The sequence below is a fragment of the Psychrosphaera sp. B3R10 genome, from assembly GCF_018861025.1.
Lineage (GTDB): Bacteria > Pseudomonadota > Gammaproteobacteria > Enterobacterales > Alteromonadaceae > Psychrosphaera > Psychrosphaera algicola.
The window spans coordinates 366,266-385,232 of the sequence record NZ_JAHKQH010000026.1 but is presented as its reverse complement, the minus strand read 5'-3'; the positions used below and the strand labels follow the sequence as shown (position 1 = coordinate 385,232).

General features: G+C 40.6%; 14 protein-coding genes. 10 read left to right on the top strand and 4 right to left on the bottom strand.

Annotated elements, in window-relative coordinates; genetic code table 11:
• Positions 1-52 precede the first annotated feature (52 nt).
• From KO525_RS10975 to KO525_RS10965, 3 genes are read left to right on the top strand one after another with little or no spacing between them, the layout of a single operon-like run.
• Positions 53-715 (top strand): ABC transporter ATP-binding protein, encoded by a 663-nt coding sequence (locus KO525_RS10975; protein ID WP_215963846.1) that lies wholly within the window; start codon positions 53-55, stop codon positions 713-715.
• On the top strand, positions 715-3,393 hold the full coding sequence (locus tag KO525_RS10970) for an ABC transporter permease (protein WP_215963845.1): 2,679 nt from the start codon (positions 715-717) through the stop codon (positions 3,391-3,393). Before KO525_RS10975 ends, KO525_RS10970 begins: the two co-directional genes overlap by 1 nt.
• A gap of 8 nt (positions 3,394-3,401) precedes the next feature.
• Complete coding sequence (locus KO525_RS10965) at positions 3,402-4,883, top strand: VCBS repeat-containing protein (protein ID WP_215963844.1); 1,482 nt, start codon at positions 3,402-3,404, stop codon at positions 4,881-4,883.
• A gap of 92 nt (positions 4,884-4,975) precedes the next feature.
• Here the strand turns inward: KO525_RS10965 and dgcA are convergent, their stop codons facing one another.
• The 3 genes from dgcA to KO525_RS10950 form a co-directional block, all read right to left on the bottom strand.
• The gene (gene dgcA, locus KO525_RS10960) at positions 4,976-5,962 is read right to left on the bottom strand and encodes an N-acetyl-D-Glu racemase DgcA (protein ID WP_215963843.1); all 987 of its coding nucleotides are present in this window, start codon (positions 5,960-5,962) and stop codon (positions 4,976-4,978) included.
• 21 nt (positions 5,963-5,983) lie between these two features.
• Positions 5,984-7,012, bottom strand: coding sequence for a DUF1611 domain-containing protein (locus KO525_RS10955; RefSeq protein ID WP_252736672.1), 1,029 nt, complete (start codon positions 7,010-7,012; stop codon positions 5,984-5,986).
• A 145-nt stretch (positions 7,013-7,157) separates the two neighbouring features.
• Positions 7,158-8,588: an amidase gene (locus tag KO525_RS10950; protein ID WP_215963842.1), complete on the bottom strand. Its 1,431-nt coding sequence runs from the start codon at positions 8,586-8,588 to the stop codon at positions 7,158-7,160.
• Positions 8,589-8,797: 209 nt separating this feature from the next.
• Here KO525_RS10950 and KO525_RS10945 point away from each other — a divergent pair, with 209 nt between their 5' ends.
• The 7 genes from KO525_RS10945 to KO525_RS10915 all read left to right on the top strand — a co-directional run bounded on the left by KO525_RS10945 (position 8,798) and on the right by KO525_RS10915 (position 17,697).
• A complete protein-coding gene (locus KO525_RS10945) occupies positions 8,798-9,820 on the top strand; it encodes an AraC family transcriptional regulator (protein ID WP_252736674.1) in 1,023 nt (340 codons plus the stop codon).
• Positions 9,821-9,988: 168 nt separating this feature from the next.
• On the top strand, positions 9,989-11,056 hold the full coding sequence (locus KO525_RS19995; protein WP_215963840.1) for an AraC family transcriptional regulator: 1,068 nt from the start codon (positions 9,989-9,991) through the stop codon (positions 11,054-11,056).
• Positions 11,057-11,179: 123 nt separating this feature from the next.
• Positions 11,180-11,824 (top strand): Vat family streptogramin A O-acetyltransferase, encoded by a 645-nt coding sequence (locus KO525_RS10935; protein ID WP_215963839.1) that lies wholly within the window; start codon positions 11,180-11,182, stop codon positions 11,822-11,824.
• A gap of 456 nt (positions 11,825-12,280) precedes the next feature.
• On the top strand, positions 12,281-14,977 hold the full coding sequence (locus KO525_RS10930; protein ID WP_215963838.1) for a LuxR C-terminal-related transcriptional regulator: 2,697 nt from the start codon (positions 12,281-12,283) through the stop codon (positions 14,975-14,977).
• A 209-nt stretch (positions 14,978-15,186) separates the two neighbouring features.
• Positions 15,187-16,656, top strand: coding sequence for a S41 family peptidase (locus KO525_RS10925; protein ID WP_215963837.1), 1,470 nt, complete (start codon positions 15,187-15,189; stop codon positions 16,654-16,656).
• 284 nt (positions 16,657-16,940) lie between these two features.
• On the top strand, positions 16,941-17,168 hold the full coding sequence (locus KO525_RS10920) for a hypothetical protein (protein ID WP_215963836.1): 228 nt from the start codon (positions 16,941-16,943) through the stop codon (positions 17,166-17,168).
• A complete protein-coding gene (locus KO525_RS10915) occupies positions 17,161-17,697 on the top strand; it encodes an AraC family transcriptional regulator (RefSeq protein WP_215963835.1) in 537 nt (178 codons plus the stop codon). The genes KO525_RS10920 and KO525_RS10915 overlap by 8 nt, the downstream gene beginning before the upstream one ends.
• Before the next feature lie 139 nt (positions 17,698-17,836).
• Here KO525_RS10915 and KO525_RS10910 read toward each other — a convergent pair whose 3' ends face one another.
• Complete coding sequence (locus tag KO525_RS10910) at positions 17,837-18,913, bottom strand: type 1 glutamine amidotransferase domain-containing protein (RefSeq protein ID WP_215963834.1); 1,077 nt, start codon at positions 18,911-18,913, stop codon at positions 17,837-17,839.
• Between the last annotated feature and the right edge of the window lie 54 nt (positions 18,914-18,967).

Genomic DNA, 18,967 nt, shown 5'->3' with positions numbered 1-18,967 from the left:
ATGACTTAAGTCAGTGATGACAGCCATGTTCAGGCGGTTGGTAGGAAAATAAATGAGTATAGAAATCAAAGTTAGCGAGCTTAGTCATGGATTTGATGACGGATCGCAATCGATTAAGCTGTTAAATAACGTCAACGCACTATTTGAAGCAAAAAAGCTAACCGCGATTACGGGCATGTCAGGCTGCGGTAAATCTACGTTGCTTACGTTTTTAGCTGGGTTAGATGCCCCTGAATCTGGCCAAATTAAATACATAGATACCAGTACCAATCGTCGTATTTATCGGCGCGATCTTAAAAAATGCATGAGTTTAATATTTCAACAATTTCATTTGTTGCCAGAGCTTAATACCGTGCAAAACATTGCGTTTCCTTTGTTACTTAGGGGGGATAAAAGGGCAATTGACAAAGCCAAATTCTGGTTAGATAAAATCAATCTAACCGCCGCTTGCAATCGGCCGATACATCAGCTCAGTGGGGGCGAGCAACAGCGGGTTGCCATTGCAAGAGCTTTTGTCACTGAGCCCAAAATTATTTTTGCCGATGAGCCAACAGGCTCGTTAGATTCGAGCACTGGCGCCTATATTCAAGCGTTATTGTACGACTTCTGTAAAAGTGTGGATACCACGACAATTTTAGTGACGCATAACGAACAGCTAGCGAAGAGTGCCGACCAACAATTAACCTTCATTGATCGTAAGTTGATGCAAGCCTAATGAATATTTTTATATTAGCCTACCGAATACTGCGCTCTAATATTAAAACTCTTAATCATCGACTCTGGGCGCTGACTCACCTTGCATTAGCCATTTATATTCTATTTGTCAGTGGGGGTCAGGGCGCTTTGCAAAAGTATTTAAATAACGACCTTGCAACTATGTTAGGTGCCGACACAGTAGTAGAAGTCAAAACGCCTATCGCACCTACTTTTGCCACTTTCTTAGCGCAATACTCTGATAGGCAAACAGACATACTAATTGTTGAGCTGGTCATGAGTAACGACACTAAGTGGTCTGAAATATTATTGAAAGCAGTAAATAGTACCTATCCACTCAACGGCGAGATAGAGGTTTCTCAAAAGCTTGGCGGCCAGATAGAGTCCGTGTTGTCAGGCCCCAAAAAAGGCGAGATCTGGTTAAGCGAACGAGCCATCGTAAAGCTCAATTATCACATTGGCGACATGGTTCAAGTCCATGACCGTCAGTTACGGTTGACGGCGGTGCTGGTCAATGAACCCGATCGGCTATTATCTTTTGGTAATTTTAAACCTAATGGCTTGTTAAATCGTGCAGACTTGAGCCATAAATATACGAGTGAATCGAGACAAACACATCGTTTTTTATTGCAACAAACTCAACAACAATGGTTTGCTTTACAAGAGACGCAGAAAGCCCAATGGGTAAGCGAAGCTCAGCAGGATGCCAAGTTTATATCGGTTTATTCAGGTAAACATCCACTTTCTAATTTGCAACAACGTATTTTCAACTTTATCGGTCTTATATCCATCGTGTTACTTCTGTTGGCGGCTATCGCATTTGACCTAGCGGGCAACACAATGAGCAATAGGCAAACTCAGTTTTTTACTGTGGCTATGAGTACAGGTTTAACCAAATCTAAAGCCGTACTCATTTGGTTTTCTGCTGCAATGTTGCAGTTTATTGTCGTGATAGTTTTAGCGATTATTATCGTGACTTTTAGCCTGTCTGGATTGTTTTTCGTCGCTCATGAAGTACTGCCAAACTTAAAGTTCAGTTGGTCTTTGGTCGATATTCTACAGCGGATATGTCTGTTACTGATTATCTATTTTGCTAGTTTACTGCCTGTTCTTTGGAACTTATTGCAGTTAAATGTAAAAGCGCTATTGGTGGCCAATTCAAACTCGAAACCTAACCTTAGCATTCGATTGTTGAGCATTTTGATCAGTTTTTGCGTCATTACCTACACCTATAGCGACAATGCAGTTTTAACTACTTATTTGTATCTCGGGTTTGCCCTAGCGGCCGCTGCTATCTATTTGTTTACATTGTTGACTTTGCATTTAACCTGTCGGCTGTTGGCAAAACGATCGGGTTTTACTGCAATCATAGTTAATGTGATGTTGCAGCGTATAAATACAAAAATTGCACAAATTGTTGGTATTGGGCTGTGCATTTTTGTTATTTCGTTTATCTCTATTTTAACCGAAAACTATTCAAAACAATTTCACACATTAAGTTTTAAGCAAGATGGTAACTTGCTTGTCGAGCAGGCAACGCCGCAGGAAATGAACAGTTTTAACCAATGGCTTGAACAAACAGACTCAAGTTTATTACAGTCAAAGCCTTTTGTTTTTGGGAATCTAATCGGCATCAATGGTCAACCCTTAGGACATTATTCACTTAAACCGAATGAAAGCTTGAGCAAAGTACAAAAGGCGATTCGTCTTCATTGGCTTCAGGATATTGCTGGGGCATGGCAAACAACGCGGAGCCCAAACAAGCAACAAACCCAGGGCAATCAAGCCGCCGAAAAAGTGCTACAGAGTGCAGCGCCTATTTCCGTTGTTGACGAGGTTATGACCGACCTTGAATTGTCCATCGGTGACCGTTTAACATTTCAAATCAATGGCGCAACTCGGCAGTACTATATAACGTCAGAACATCGACATATTCCCGGAAAGAGTCTGCTAAGCTTTTGGTTTGTTCACCCTTTACAACAAAAGACTCAGGCGTTTAGCAATGATAAAACGTTATTTGTGGCGAGTACTTCTTTGTCTAAAGAAGCCCAGGCCGAACTAGCTCATTTTTGGCGGCGATTTCCGCTTATTCAAATGCAACCAACCGAACTCATCGCAGAGAAAATACAAAGTTTTTTACAGGCATTAGAGGTCATCGTTTTATTTTATTCTGGTTTTTTAGTCATGCTCAGCACGCTGGTGGTGTGGACTGGGATCAACGCTTATGTCGACTGTGACAAAATGAGAAATGGCTTAATGTTGAGCTTTGGTCTGTCAAAACTTCAGTGTTACAAAATGACCAGTATCGAATGGCTATTCACGTCGTTTATCACTTCGTTTGGAGCATTACTCGGTGCTTATTTAGCGGTTTATTTGTTATACATATATAGCCTAGGTGAGCCGTTTTATTTTAGTGTTACTCAGTTTGTATCTAGTTTGCTCGAAGGCACGTTAGCGCTGTTTTTTGTGGCGTTTATTTTAAATTATTCGTCGTTCAATATTAGTCCCATCAATTTGTTAAAAGGCAATCTATCGGATAGCTTGAGTTCAAACCTAAAATCGGCCCAAAAGCTCAGTAAACAATGCAATTCGAGTACAAGTTTTATTCGAAAATTTAGCGTTAAATACATTGTTTTTATTATTAAAAATTGGAAAAAGATAGTTAGAAGACTTAAGTAGGAAACATTATGAAAACTTGTTTATTCACTGCCATCATACTAATGGTTCATTGGGTTTTGCTACTGCCAGCGATGGCCCATAATCACAAACTGAATTTTGAAGTGTCCGACGTGACATTCTATCAAAATGGCGAAGCGCTCTTATTTGGTGGGTTGGTTCAAAATAAACCATATTTGAAAATTATGGATAGAAAAGGAAATGGCGAACTCAGCACTAGAAGCCCATTTTATTTAGACAATAATCTGTACCAAGGTTTTGCTACCGCGATGTTAGTTGAATCGAGTACGTTAACTCAAAACGCGATTGAACGGCCCGTTTTATTTGGTCACAATGGCGTCTATACCATAGTCGGAACAGAGGTCGTTGAGCTCATCAGAACCGCGTCAATTTATCGCAGCATTGATGATTCTGCGTTTCGGTTGTTGCCCCATGCGCTAGACGTCAATAATGACGGATTGACGGACTTTGTGATCCCAAATTTTGAATCTACCTCGATTTGGACCCAGAAAATCAATGGTAGTTTTAAGCAACAGGTACTCGATTTTTCTCTGCCTACTGAATATTACGTTGACGAATTTGACCGCGCGAGCTTGTTCATTGAAGTTCCTAAACAAGTTATACAAGCTCAGGTGATAGGTAATGAGCTAGTGGATCTTGTCGTAGTATTTGATGATCAAATTTTGATTATTGAAGCCATTTCAGCGGGGCTGTATGCAAGTCAAGCTGGGGCGAGTGGCAAAAAGGGAGTTAAGCCCATTGAAGTGAGACTGCCATTTGCTCTTAAATCTGAGCATGCTGAAGAGCAAAACAAGGCAAACGGCACCACTTATAAGCTGTTAGATGTACAAGATTTGAACAATGATGGCATTGTCGACTTGATTATAGATAAGCGTTATTTTGACGGTACGGATAATGATGTAGGCAATGAAGAACAATCGATAATTGTATTGTTTGGCGCATTAAAGCAATCCGAGTTGTTCTATGCAAAAACGAATAGTGACGAAATCAAACTCGGTGGTGAGATGCTAGATTATGGCTTTGCTGATTTTAACGGCGATGGCCGTAAAGATTTATATTATGTGTCTGGCGAAATTGGTGCAGGGTCAGTTATGTCAGCCCTGTTTGGTGGGGGCTTTGAAGTCGATATTCGAGTTCATTTACAGCGTGAAGGCATGAACTTTACGACTAAAGTCAAGGCTGAAAAAGAAACGCAATTTTTAGTGGATGTCAAAAATGTAGCATTTGGAACTTTTCTCGAGGTGGCCGATATTAATCATGATGGTAAAGACGATTTGATCTTAAAAGAAAGTGAGCGTTATTTATCGGTGTATTTAGGCAATGCGAAACGGGTTTTAGCTAAAAAAGCGCAAAAGATTAAAATGTCGCTACCTGAAAATCCAGCAAAAATTAAACGACTCAGATTAGGCAAAAACCACTTTGTTGTATCTTACGAGAAGTTAGATCGCCTCGTTCAAATCAAATTGGATTAACAACAGAGTGGTATTAGAAACAAGTGCATTGTTTCTAATACCACTCATTTATTCGGAAGCACATTGCACTTGTTTGATTTCAGTAGATGATATTAGCCCCAGAGTTTTGGCGTTAGGCCCTCCACTAATCCTTTATAGTAAGACAGTCCAAAATCACGGTCCTGTTTTAAAATTATTGGGCCATCCAGATCGGCAAGTTCACAAAACTGCGCGACAACAAAAGCCGGCGCCATACTCAACGAAGTTCCCATAAAATTCCCCACCATTAATTTTAATCCCTTACGTTTTGCTTGTTTAACAAGATGAAGAGCTTCAGTAAGGCCACCGGTTTTGTCTAGTTTTATGTTGATCATAGTGTACTTTTTTGCGGCGTCATCAAGTTCACTTGAGTCTAGACATGACTCATCGGCACAGAGTGGAATAGGTGATTCGTAGTCCAATAATTCATGATCGTAACCTCGTGGTAGCGGTTGTTCAATCATAACGACATTTAATTCTTTAAATTTAGGGGCGAGGTCAACAAGTTGTTCAAATGACCAACCTTGATTAACATCAACCACAATAACGGCATCAGGCCTGGCTTTTCGCACTGCAGTTATTTTTTGTAACGGCTCGATGTCATCAAGTTTCACTTTTAAGTATTGTGAATCTAAAGACTTAGCCTGTTGAGCCATATTTTCTGCGCTGTCGATACTTACGGTATAAACCGTATTCACTTCTCGTTGCGGGACATTAGAGATTTGCCAAATGGTTTCACCCGCTAGCTTAGACTCTAAATCCCATAGTGCACAATCGACGGCATTTCTTGCACCGCCCGATGGCAATAAGGTTAATAATTCTGCTCGTGTACATCCAGCTTCAATCTGCTCTTTAATACTGTTTACCTGGGCAAGCATGGACTCTGCGGTTTCGCCTTGATAAAAGACGCCGCATCCTTCGCCGCGGCCTAAGATTGATTGACCCGTTGATTCGTCTCTAATGGTTAAATAAATAACGCTAGAAGCATGAAACGTATGTCCTGTAATGGCAAAAGGTTTTGCATAGGGCCAAGATTGAATTTCTACTGTGAGGTGTCGCATGGCAATTTCCTTAAAAATTGATTAGTCAAAATGGTTGATTAAATTTTGGGTAATTGCATCACAGCCATCAATCAATGGGTCAACGCAGGGTAATTCTAAAATGGCACTGACATCTTGCAAATACTGGACTCTGTTGGTTTTTGGCAGACCTGAAGTATTTATACTCACACCAATGCATACGACATTTGGATTTGTAAGTCGAGCCGCCCGCAGGTTTTCAGAGATACACTCTGCAATGTTTGGCACTGGATAGTCGTCAAAACCCGCAATAGTTGTGCGGGTTGCATCATGGCAAACCACAATTGCATCCGGTTGAGAACCATGTAATAAACCTAAACTGACAGCAGCATATGCCGGGTGATAAAGTGAACCTTGTCCTTCAATTACTGACCAAAGGTCGTCAGAAGTTGCTGGCGAAACACATTCGGCGGCACCAGAAACGAAGTCGGCGACTACGGCATCAATTGGAATACCATTGCCTTCTAACATGATCCCAGTTTGCCCAGTTGCACAGAATTTGGCTTTAATTGACTGCTTTTTCATTGACTGTACAAGTGATAGAGCTGTATATTTTTTGCCTACCGCGCAGTCAGTGCCAACTGTAAGAAGACGTTTTCCTGGTCGTTTTAGACCATTTGCTATTGGTAATCGTTTTGGTGGTGTTCGAACATTAATCAGGGCAACTTGATTTAAGTCCGCAATTTCTTGAAGTTGAGGAATATCCTCAAGCGCGATATGTAAGCCACTAACAATATCTAAACCCGCGTTTGCCGCTTGTCGAAGTACATCTAACCAATGTTGGTCAATGTTACCGCCAATTGGTGCAACCCCAATCACTAAGCTTTTGACCCCAAGGTTGACCGCTTCTTCTATTGTTAGGTCTTTGACGCCCAAATCTAGCGGATTACCTTTAAATCTGAGTTGCCCGGCAACAAGTTCTGGACGCCATTGAACAATACCCGATGCAGTTTTTGCTGCTGTTAAATTATCTGTGTCACCAATAAATAACAAGTATGGTGTTTGTAAGTTCAGTTGACTAAATTGCTTCATGATTTTTTTTGCCTTTTAAAATGAGCTGTGGTTTTTACTCTAACACCACGATTTAATAGCCGTGGTTGTATACAAAAACAGATCTTAAAGTGGCAGTTGTGCAGCAACTAAGCTCTACATGGCGTCATTACTTTTTACCCAGTTATCACCAATTAATAGAAACGTTCGGGTGATGTTTGGTCCACGGAAAAACAATTTCAAGCTCTCCCGCGATTTGCAGTAAGGTCGCTTCGTCACAATATTTACCTGCTATTTGTACGCCAACGGGAAGACCTTCTTGCGAATAGTGTATCGGTAAAGAGATCGCGGGCTGGCCGGTGACATTAAAAATTGGAGTAAATGGTGCAAATTCAGAAACAGATTGGTTCGCCCAAGAAGGTAGACTTAACGTTTTGGTGTTAGAGTTTAAGGTGCCAATGGCCGGAGGCTGACAGGTAATCACTGGACTAATAAATGCATCGTATTGAGTAAAGAAGTTTCCAACATCAGTACAAATCTTATGTAATGCTTGTAAGCTTTTATCAAACTGCATTACCGACATTGTTTTACCATGTTCTAATATAGCTAAATTATTATATTCACGAGTATCTGGGTTAGATTTTTTATTGAGCATGGTTTCAAAAGTATGAATGCTAAGGGGATGCTTGAAAGACCATAGATCGATGAAGGCATCAAACAATTGTTGCCAGTCATAAGGTAACTGTCTTTCGACAACTTTAAATCCTTTGTTTTGGTAATAATGTACGGCTTTTTCTACCGCCTGAATATTGTCTTTACTTACTTTGGAGCCGGAAGGACTCGTTGTTGTATAGGCGATGGTTAAGCGACTAGCTCTAGTTTTTGCTTCTAGCGCAAATGACCTTGTCGGTGGAGTAAGCTGATACAAAGCTCCGGGCTCATTGCCATGCAAGCAATCGAGCATAGTGGCGGTATCTCGTACGCTTCTTGTTATAACATGAGATACGTTAGGCGCAAAAGGTAAGTACAGCTGGCTAGGTGTACGAGATCTTGTCGGTTTTAATCCGACAACACCACAACAAGCCGCCGGAATCCGAATTGAGCCTCCGGCATCGCTAGCCTGAGCAATCGGCACCGCTCCACAAGCCACAGCGACAGCCGCTCCGCCACTGGAACCACCGGCACTTAACTTCGTATCCCAGGGGTTTCTTGTCGCCCCGTATAATACCGATTCCGTTGTTGACGAACTTCCCCATTCGGGCATAGTAGAAATGCCCATTATGGTTACGCCGGATTGTTTTAGTCTTTTAGTGAACTCCGAGTCTTTTGTGATTTGGACGTGTTGGCCCAATCGACTGCCCAACTCAAATGGTTGGTTTTTTAGTTCGGTATCTTTGATAAGAATGGGGACCCCGGAAAATGTCGTATTACTATCACTTAGGCTTATCGCTTTTGTTGTTTCTTGTTTAGTGTGGTGGGCAAGATAGTTGAGTTCTGGGTTCGTTTTGGCTATTGCAAGGTCTGCTGCATCTGCTAATTCTTTATGGGATACCTGCTTATTGCGGATCAACTCAGCTAGCCCAACACCATCGTATTGACCGTATTCTTTAATGTCCATAACCCTCACCTTTATGTTTTCTTGAATATAAAGGAATACGATTACTTATTGGCTATAGCTAGGGTGCGCATTGAGTCACGTTGCCTTAGCTAGATGTCACTATTGTGCGCATTAGCATTATTGATCGTGGAATGTTGAACAAAAATCAACCATACTAATTTTACTAAAACTATTTAAATCGCGGCATAGTATTAGAGGAGTCTACTGTGATGACCAATTATTGTACACCAACGCTCGATATCCCTAACGGGCCTTGGACTTCAAATGACAACGTGATTAGTATCGCCTCAAAAAAAGCCATTACGCATTTTGATGATGATGAGTTTTTGGCCATGCCAGATAATGATGATATTCCCAACTTAGATGGTAGGCTTACTTACATACATATTAGTGATGACTGTATTGCGCAAATTATCGATGTTCATTTAGCCAATCCTTTTAATGATAAAGGAATTACAGAAGCAGGCTGGATAGGTTTTCAGTTTGCCTTATGTGGTAATCAGATCTCGATAGTTGATGGTTACGGTCAAATGACTTATTCAGGCCCAAGGTTTGGGGTTTGTGCCACAAGCCACGTAACCAAGGCTGTTAAGTTCATTCAACCCGGGTATGTAAACTACGTTAATATTATAGTTAGGCCACAGTTTTTACTGCAACAATTTGGCCTAGATCCGCGATCATTGCCGCATCAAATTCAGGCCATATTAGCAGGCAAAAATGAAGGCTTTTATACGTGCAGTCATCCGCTTAATTCACTGATGAGTAATGCAACTGAGGCTTTAATAAAAAGTACCTTTAGCGGGAAGTTGTTTGAAACTTTTGCCAAAATTAAAATCATGGAATTATTGTGTTTTGCATCTGATTTGATTACGCAACAGCATGAAGTTTCACAATGTAAATTAAAACTCAGTGATCGCGATATTATGTTGCTTAATAAGGTTCGTGAAGATGTACAGGACAATTATGCGGACCCTGCGCCGTTAAGTGAAATTAGTAGAAAAATTGGCTTGAATCGCAATAAACTATCGCTAGGTTTTAAAGAGTTATTTGGTACTGGCGTATATGAGTATTGTCAGCAGTATCGAATGTTACAAGCTAAGAAATTACTGCAAGATACAAAAATGTCGATTTTGGAAATTGCCATCGAGGTTGGATTTCAAAACCATTCGAGTTTTAGTCGAGCCTATAAAGATTTTTATAATCGCGCTCCAAGCCAAGATCGCGCAGCGTAATATTTGTTTTCTTTTTAGGGGGGGAATTGTATTTAAGACTATTCCAACCCGAATTGGTAAATATCATATTTTAATTGTTTAAAGTCTTTTTCGAATCGATAATCTTAGTCAGTGATAAATGGGTGGAATCAGTTGAGTTGATAAAACTCTTTTTTACACACGGAATTTGTGAATAAATTTATGATGCCTGAATATACCTTTTCTATAGCCTCGATAATTAAGCTGCTGTTAGTGTTTAACTGTGTATATGGCTGTTTGTTACTCAATCGTCCAAGGTACACTGGGCTTAAATGGCTATTGCTTATCGCTGGATTGGCTACGACACTCGACCTCACTCAAAATGTATTTAATCTGCATCAAGAATTGGCCATAGCAACGGTATTTACCTTGATTTTAGGACCCGGATATTATTGGTTTATCAAAGGTTTGATTTCGCCTGTTAAGTTTCAATGGCAAAATTTAAAACACCTGTTGCCCGCAATTATCGCCTTGTTTATTTTGAACCAACCACAAATTGTCATTGCTTTTGGCACCTTAAGTCAGCTTGCCTATGGTTATGTGATTTTAAGGCTGATAAAAAATTACCATAAGGCAATACAATCAGAAACGTCTTTTGCTGAATCTCTAAACCTCAACTGGGTAAAATACGCTATGGTGGTTTTGATCTTAAGCATCGTATTTGATCTCATTCGGTTAAATTTACAACCTGTGATCCCAAACGACATCAATGAAGTGTCGCAAATTATCTCAAATGGCATTGCGGTGATCGTCACCAGTTTCTTGGTCATCAAATTAAACCAATTGCCCGAAATATTTTCGGACTTTTCGCTACCACAAGACGCTCAAGCACCTGCGGAACAGCCAGTGGCTGATGCACTCGCAGAGGACATGTTTCAACAGCTGCACCAGCAAATTATGGAACAACGGTGGTTTTTAACCCCTAGGTTAACTTTGAGGATGTTGTCTGAGCTAACCGGCCTTGGCGAAAAAGACATTTCCTGGGCAATCAATACCGGTGGCACAGCCAGTTTTAACGATTACATAAATAAACTTAGGTTAACTGAGTTTACCCAGCGTTTTGAGCAAAAAAATCACAACCAAATGTCGATTCTTGATGTCGCTTTGGATTGCGGCTTTAACTCAAAGTCATCGTTTAATTTGGTTTTTAAACGGGAGCTTGGAGTGACACCGTCGCAATATTTAAAAACGCGTAATTCGGAACCTGGGCGAACTTAAAACCAAATACTCACCCGAAGTGGCTTAACTCATACGTAGCTTAATTTATTAGGTTTTATATTAAATTGTTACCGGAGTTAAATTTACATTAATACCAGAAAACTGTTTTAACGGAGGTTCATCATGGAAGTCGGTCCTAATCCCAATCAATTAGCGCCAATACCAGCAGCAGAACAAGTAACGTTTTTAAAAAATATTATAAAGTCACCCAACATCATTGTTGGGGATTATACCTACCTAGATGACCCTGAACTGGCTCGCGACTTTGAATCTCAGGTACTTTATCACTACCCATTTATTGGCGACAAATTGATCATTGGCAAATATTGTGCAATTGCCCATAAAGCTACATTCATTATGAACGGTAGCAACCATCTAATGAGCGGAGTCTCAACCTATCCATTTTATATTTTTGGCAATGGTTGGCAAGAGGCGGCGCCTGAAGCGGGTGACTTACCCTATAAGGGGGATACAATTATCGGCAATGATGTTTGGTTGGGCTACGACTGCACAATTATGCCTGGAGTGACTATAGGTCACGGGGCCATCATTGCGAGTAAAAGTGTTGTGAGTAAAGATGTTCCTCCCTATGCTATTGTTGCCGGAAATCCGGCGAAAGTGATAAAAACTAGGTTTGATGACGCAACGATATCGAAACTGCTGCAACTACAATGGTGGGATTGGTCACCGCAACTCATTACTACAGCATTACATGCCATAACACATGCTGATATAGAGCAACTCGAAGTACTTAAAGCTGAGCAATAATATATAGGCCTATATCAGTACGATGTTTGTTGCGTTAGGCTGAATCGTTGATTTTCGAGTTGATATTGACCGTTTAAACCCGTCCACTGTTTACTACGTCAACTAACTCAACTAACTCAACTAACTCAACTAACTCAACTACGTCAATTACGCTTGCGAGTAAAAATGATAATGACCATCTGCACAATGAAAACGTTGTTTGTGTAAATTTACCTTTTTTTTACCTCCTTATAATTATCCTATGCAATATCGCTAAATACTGAGTCCAGAATCTGTATTTGGGACGATCTAATAAAGAGCGCCGACGATAATCAGTACGTTACAGCAACCCGAGCCTAAGCTGTACTTGAGTTTTGTGATTATCAAGTATAGGTGGAATTTAATTCATTACAGCTCTTTGTATTTGGTGTAGAGCTGTGCACTTTTTATTGTAAGTGATTTGAAATGGAGCAATTTATGGAACTCATCAAAAGTCGTTTTTATAAACAAAGTTTAAGTGAAAATTATATTCCTCGACGTCGTTTGGTTGAATTGCTTAATGTCCGTAACCACAAGGGACTGACTTTAATTTCAGCGCCAGCGGGGTTTGGTAAAACCGAATTATTAGTGGAATGGACAGAACAGAGCCTTTGCCGCACGGCTTGGTTGTCGTTGACACAACAGGAAAGCGATCTGTATCAATTTGCCCGATACCTAATTGGCTGTTTACACGTTGGGCTTAACCTGAGCTTAGACAAGTCTTCAAACTTATGCACTAAGTCGCTCAAAGAAAACTTTGACCTGTTTTTTACGACGTTTATCAATGAACTGGAAGATTATGAACAGCCATTTAACCTGATCTTAGATGATTTTCACTTAGCGGATTCGGCAGACGTCGATCATTTTATCAATCTGCTGATCGAACATTTACCGAGTACCGTGCGCTTGGTTTTAGTTACTAGGGAAGATCCTAAATTACAGTTGGGTAAGCTGCGTATTTCAACTAGTTATCGTGAAGTGAGAGCGGTGCAATTACGGTTTACTTACGATGAGATTGCATGTTTTTTTAGCCAAAATGTAGAAGGTGAAATAGAAGACAAGTTACTTTCCCGCATTGAAGAAAAAACAGAAGGTTGGATTGCTAGTATGCAATTAATGGCATTGAGTTTGGTCGGTTCAAAAAATATTAGTCAGGATATTTACGATTTTTCCGGCAGCAACCGTTTCATTATCGAATACCTAGTTGAAAGTGTGTTGCAAACCTTGTCCCAGCAACATGTGGACTTTCTAATAAAAACGACGGCGTTTGAAAGGTTTACTCCACAACTATGTGACTATGCACTTGGTACAGAAGGCAGTGCTGACATCATCGCTAGATTTGTTGCGAATAATCTGTTCCTTGTGCCCCTAGACAATAAAGGTGAATGGTTTCGTTATCATCATTTGTTCTCTGAAATATTAACGGCTTTAGATCATTCAAACATTGAAAATGGCAGCGAAATTCACAGTCGAACTGCTGAGTGGTTTGAAAGTCACGGCTATTTTCGTGAAGCAATTGAACATGCGTTTAAAGCGGGTGATGAAATGGCGACGTTGTCGTTGATCAACCAGCACTGGCCGGTGCTTTCATTTAGTGAAACTGATGAGTTGCTAATTAGCTGGATGAACAATATAAACGGTGACTATTTAACTAAGTTTCCCTATTTATATGCATTATTCGGACTTAACTTACTCTCCATTGACTTAGCAAAGGGGCAGGTTTATTTAGAGCGGGTTCAACAGCTTGGCGAGAATGAATCGAACAACAGTGAAGCTCAAACTTACCTAGCCTTAGTTGGTTTAGGCAATGCTTACATTTCAGCAGCGAGGGGGCAATTTGAGCAAATTATTCCAAGTGCAGAAAAAGCGTTACAGGCTTTATCGAATGCCGAGCAATTAAACGACAGTGAAATTGTATGGGTTGGCTCTGCCTATGCGCTGATCTCGACAGCGAGTTGGATGAATGGCGACATGAAAGCCACGATTAAATCACTTAAAAAAGCGATTGGTTATATGCAGACGTCCAATAATACCGGGGCGGTATGGTCTACCAATTATATGTTGTTGCAGGCTTATTTAGACCAAGGGGACATCAAAAAGGCTCAATTTTATAACAGCACCATGCTGGAAGCTGTGCAAAGTACGATACAACAAACAGCACAAAACGCTGATAAATCTTCCCCCCAGGGCGGGGCTGAAATTTTTTTAACTAAAGCCTTGGTGGATTACGAAACTGGAGAGCTTGCCAAGGCGTCGGAGCATTTACGTTATGCGATGAATTTGGGGGTTAAGTCACAGTTGCGTGAAGCGGCTCACAAATATCCGATTTTACAGGCAAAGCTTAATTATTTTTCGGATTCCAAGGACCAGGTTCAGGAACAATTAACCCGCTCAGAAGCTATCCGTATTGCTAATCCTATTCCAGATACCTATTCCGCTGAATATTGGCGCGCACGTTTTGCTTTATTGGATCAGGATGACGCTTATTTAAGTGTGTGGTCGGAAGATAAAGGTTTTAGTTTTGACTATCAGCTTACCGTAGTTGATGAGCCGAGTTACGTCATTTGGCTTCATTGGCTTGCGGTAAAAGGGACCTTGTATCAAACCAGCCGCAGGCAGTTGATGTCCGTTTTGGAGCCTCTGATATTAGAAACAAAACAGCAGGGTCGTTACCGAACGTATATAGAAGTGGTCTTGATCCGCGCGTTATTGCAGCTCAATAGTGGTGCAAAATGCGACGTGACTAGTATCGCTGGAGCAATGGTTATGGCTCAAGAGTTGGGGCTGAAACAAACGCTAAAACAATTTCCTGCCCTTAAGAGCTTGCTAAATCAAGAATCTATTACAGAGCAGTTTACCAGACCATTATTGCAATACGTACGAGGCACAATTTTAGGTGAGGAAGCTTTGCGGGAGCTCAATTTACAACAGGCCAAGAAGCTGATGCTCAGCGGCAAAGAAATTGCGGTGTTAAAACATCTTGCGTCAGATAAAACGGGTCCAGAAATTTGTAAAGCGCTATATGTTTCGTTAAATACGTTTCGAACCCACAGCAAAAATATTTATTCAAAGTTGGACGTGAATAGTCGAATGGCCGCGGTAAAAAAAGCGACAGAGATGCAAATTCTGCAGTAGTGCTAGGTACACAGTAGAAAGTGCCGAACTCATTAGCAAAATCACATCATGATGTGATGACCCAGATTTTTGGGGAAGGATAATAGTTATCAATCTTTTAGTCATTCTTATACGAATTTTTTGGCTAACAGAACAAGTAAGTACTTACCAATTGATAGGAAAAGTAAGTTTAGCCTACAGATTTAATTTTAAAATTATAGGAGTCATTTATGAAAGATATATTTAAGGTCAGTATCATTGCACTGTCGGTGCAACTTGGGGCATGTTCATGGTTTGATAGCGACGACGATTCTAGCAACGCGGATCTGGTTACTAAATATGACGGCGTTTGGTTAGCTGAAGCTTATGGTGAAGGCATCAAAATAGAAAATGGTATTTTCATGACTTTTGATTATACGTCTGACTACTGTTTAGTTGAAGATGAAGACACTATTGATTCAGAAGCCGATATTGAGGAGGTAATATATTCGGCAGACAGCGAACACTTTAAATTAATTGCAGGTTACGGCACTAAAGACTTTCATTCTCCGGGTAAAGAATATACTAAAACGGCAAACGGTTTAATGCCAAGTAGTTGTGAAAATGGCTTTATTGCACAACAGGGTGAGTCGGGTTATCAGCGTGATGTGGTTAGAGATTTAGATTTGTTTTTTCAAACATTTGCTGAATATTATGTGAGTTTTGAATTAACAGGCACCGACTGGAATGCGATTTACAACGCTGCGGCGGCGGAAGTTGACAGTGACACGAGCGATGTTGAGCTTTTTGATGTCTTATATAATGCTATTGCAGCATTGAAAGATTCACATGTGTCAGTAACTTCACCAGATATTGGTGTTGCGTCAGTTAATAACGAGCCGGTGATGTGGGAACAATTGTTAAATGAATATGCCGAGCAGAATAATTTGAGTTTACCTATTCCCGCGGAACACTCGGCGGCGGTCAACGAGTACATTGGTGACAATATCGAATTGTATGAGGCCATTATTGAAACTTATGCAGAAGATGAGTCCGATATCAAAACTGACGGCGTCCTAAAGTGGTTCAAAAATGAAGGGGTAGGTTATTTGGAAATCGGCGCGATGGTGGATGTCGCCAGTACCGGTAATCTAGAAGACATTGAGGCGGATATTGCCGCTGCAAAAAGTGCAATTGAGTCGGCTCTGACAGACCTGAGTGATACCGATGCACTTATCCTTGATGTGAGAATGAACAATGGTGGTCGTGATGTTATTTCAATGGCATTTGCGAGTTACTTCATTGAATCGGCTGGTACATTCGCACAAAAGTCGGTGACGGATCAGTTTGGCGTCACTACAGTATCAAATTATGATTTAACCCCTGCCGCTCAAACGTATACTAAACCGACGTTTATATTAACCAGCGCATCGACAGTGAGTGCCGCAGAAACGTTTGTTATTTTGTTAAAAGCACAGGATCATATTGCTACAGTAGGTCAGCCTACGCAGGGGGCATTATCTGATATCTTGGACAAGACCCTACCTAATGGTTTTATGATAAACCTGTCTAATGAAAAATACTTAACAACAGATGGCGAATGGTATGAAAGAACAGGGATCCCGGTTGATGTACAAGTGCCACATTTTGATTTAGAAAGCCGAGAGTTAGTGATTGATAAGTCTATTGAAACGGTTCTTGCAATTTTAAGCGGTGAATAAAAGACAGTACGCATTAAGTAATTTAAAAAGGGGGAAACCCCTTTTTTTGTGCCTGATTTTTGGCTTGTGATCTTAATTTAAAACCTTCGCCAATGATGTGAACTATCATCAAAATCACATCATGATGTGATTCTCTAAAGCGCCGCAATTTTTAACATACTCCCCTAGAAAATTTTGTTTTAACTGCACTTATCTGGCACCTGATACATCAGTAAACGCCTCTAATTGTAGTTAAAACCAATGATTGACCAATTTCACTCAATTTTTAAAAGATAGGTTTTGCAATGCAAGAAGAGACATCAAGTGCTTACGTAATATCACTAAAAGGGCAATTGGATAAAAAGTGGAGTGTCTGGTTTGCTGGTTTTGAAATTACTACCACAGACTCCGACACGTTGCTCATTGGACAAATAGAAGACCAATCTGCCTTACATGGTTTATTAAGAAAAATAAGGGATGCGGGACTCAACCTTAACTACATAAAAAAGATGGCAGGGCCAAACGATGAGTAATCACCAACCTCAATACCACAGCCGGAATCAGCAACTCTGTCAGGGGGTCAATCGAAACCAAAGCCGGCGCCAGAATCAGATCCAAAACCGCAATGTTGAGAACTATGTTTCGCTTAGCTCTAATTCGATATTTCAAGCCGTGTTTGTGGAATTAACGGAGCTAATCTCCAGCAGAGAGCTTTATAAGCAACCTAGATTGTCGGTTAAAGATATCTCGGATCTTACAGGTCTGTCTATTAAAGACATTTCTTTTGCCTTTAGCGAAGGTGGTGGAATGAACTTCAATCGTTTTGTAAACCTCAAACGTATTGAAGACGTGCAAAAATCATTAGCGGTCACGGCAAAACGTCGATCGGTACTTGAGATTGCCTTTGCGTCAGGCTTTAATTCTAAGTCTTCGTTTAACTCTGTTTTTCGAAAAGAAGTAGGGGAGACGCCGTCCCAATTTGCAAAAAGGTGCAAAAAGGTGCAAAAGGCATGTGTAAAGGAGGTAGGAAGTATTGGCCATCAGATAAAAGGCGCTCTTTAAAAGGTATTGTTTTAAAGGTATTGATTAAAAGGTATTGGTCAGGATAAAACGTGATAATGGCAAAATTGTGGCCGCTCACGAATGAACAGCCAGCGTACTAATATTAAATCTTCACCCGAGAGGGATCAGGTTTTACTTTTTATTCTGCAGTTAAATTAGACGTCGACAATAGCGAAATAAGGCCAACAAGTTGTTTCAAGTCAAACGACAATAATGCTAAAAATGCATGGGTTGCGATGAGCGTTTTGTTTATTGGCGCATTGTATTGAAATTGCATTTCTAATAGTTGGGCCATAGCCATGTCATACCCTTTGGTTTTAAACGTTTTTAATATGGTAACGCTATTTTCTTCAGCGGTTTTTGCGCGTGCTACCGGGGTATAACCTAAACTCACAATGATTTGTTCCGATAACTCCCAAACAGACCAAGGGTTTTGGCCGGTGATCAATTTTCCGTCGACCACGACATTATTTAAATACATAGGTCCAGCCTCGAACTTTGCACCCATATCTTCAAGTTTAGTCTGTAATAAATACGGAAAAATAGCCTCCGCTTCGGGAATGAATAACAACTCTTCTTCATTTGTGAAAGCGGCAACGTGTTTGTTTTCCAACAGATATAGGTCATTGTCTAACTTCACGTTGATTAAAGCTGCTGGTCCGTGACATACCGCCGATACAACCTTGTCTTCGATCCAAAACTGCCTAACTAAACGTTGAATATCTTGATTGTTTGGAAAGTCAAACATAGTGCCTTTCCCGCCAACAAAATAGACGGCTTGATAGTCTGCAGCGTCAACTTGGCTGACGCTCAGAGTATTTTTAACTTTTGCCATCGCGGCGGGGTCATTAAGAAACGCAAAATCAAACGCGCCCATATCGTCGTCATCTCTTACCATTGGCGGCTCACCTCCAAGCGGACTGGCGATATCTACCTCGAAGCCATTGACTTTAAAAACATAATAGGCGCGGGACAGCTCAGTAAGTTCATATCCAGCTTGTTTTTGTTGCGGGCCCATAGTTTTAGTGTTTGTAACTATGGCCAGTATTTTACCCCGTTGCGTCGGCAGGGATTGTTGTATATAGGCCAAGTCATGGGCTTGCTGGTTGCTATAATCAACCGATAGTTCATCGGAAAACATGCGTACAAACCAATAACCTAAAACGGCCAATATGGATATAAATGTCACTACGGATAAGATGAATTTTTTTAACATTGCACTCGCTTCCTACTTATTAAGTTGTTAAACAAGATAAGTGAAGGGAGGTAA

Coding starts and splice junctions, on each gene's coding strand:
- KO525_RS10975 (WP_215963846.1), top strand. CDS start 53: ATGAGTATAGAAATCAAAGTTAGCGAGCTTAGTCATGGATTTGATGAC.
- KO525_RS10970 (WP_215963845.1), top strand. CDS start 715: ATGAATATTTTTATATTAGCCTACCGAATACTGCGCTCTAATATTAAA.
- KO525_RS10965 (WP_215963844.1), top strand. CDS start 3,402: ATGAAAACTTGTTTATTCACTGCCATCATACTAATGGTTCATTGGGTT.
- dgcA (WP_215963843.1), bottom strand. CDS start 5,962: ATGCGACACCTCACAGTAGAAATTCAATCTTGGCCCTATGCAAAACCT.
- KO525_RS10955 (WP_252736672.1), bottom strand. CDS start 7,012: ATGAAGCAATTTAGTCAACTGAACTTACAAACACCATACTTGTTATTT.
- KO525_RS10950 (WP_215963842.1), bottom strand. CDS start 8,588: ATGGACATTAAAGAATACGGTCAATACGATGGTGTTGGGCTAGCTGAG.
- KO525_RS10945 (WP_252736674.1), top strand. CDS start 8,798: ATGACCAATTATTGTACACCAACGCTCGATATCCCTAACGGGCCTTGG.
- KO525_RS10935 (WP_215963839.1), top strand. CDS start 11,180: ATGGAAGTCGGTCCTAATCCCAATCAATTAGCGCCAATACCAGCAGCA.
- KO525_RS10930 (WP_215963838.1), top strand. CDS start 12,281: ATGGAACTCATCAAAAGTCGTTTTTATAAACAAAGTTTAAGTGAAAAT.
- KO525_RS10925 (WP_215963837.1), top strand. CDS start 15,187: ATGAAAGATATATTTAAGGTCAGTATCATTGCACTGTCGGTGCAACTT.
- KO525_RS10920 (WP_215963836.1), top strand. CDS start 16,941: ATGCAAGAAGAGACATCAAGTGCTTACGTAATATCACTAAAAGGGCAA.
- KO525_RS10915 (WP_215963835.1), top strand. CDS start 17,161: ATGAGTAATCACCAACCTCAATACCACAGCCGGAATCAGCAACTCTGT.
- KO525_RS10910 (WP_215963834.1), bottom strand. CDS start 18,913: ATGTTAAAAAAATTCATCTTATCCGTAGTGACATTTATATCCATATTG.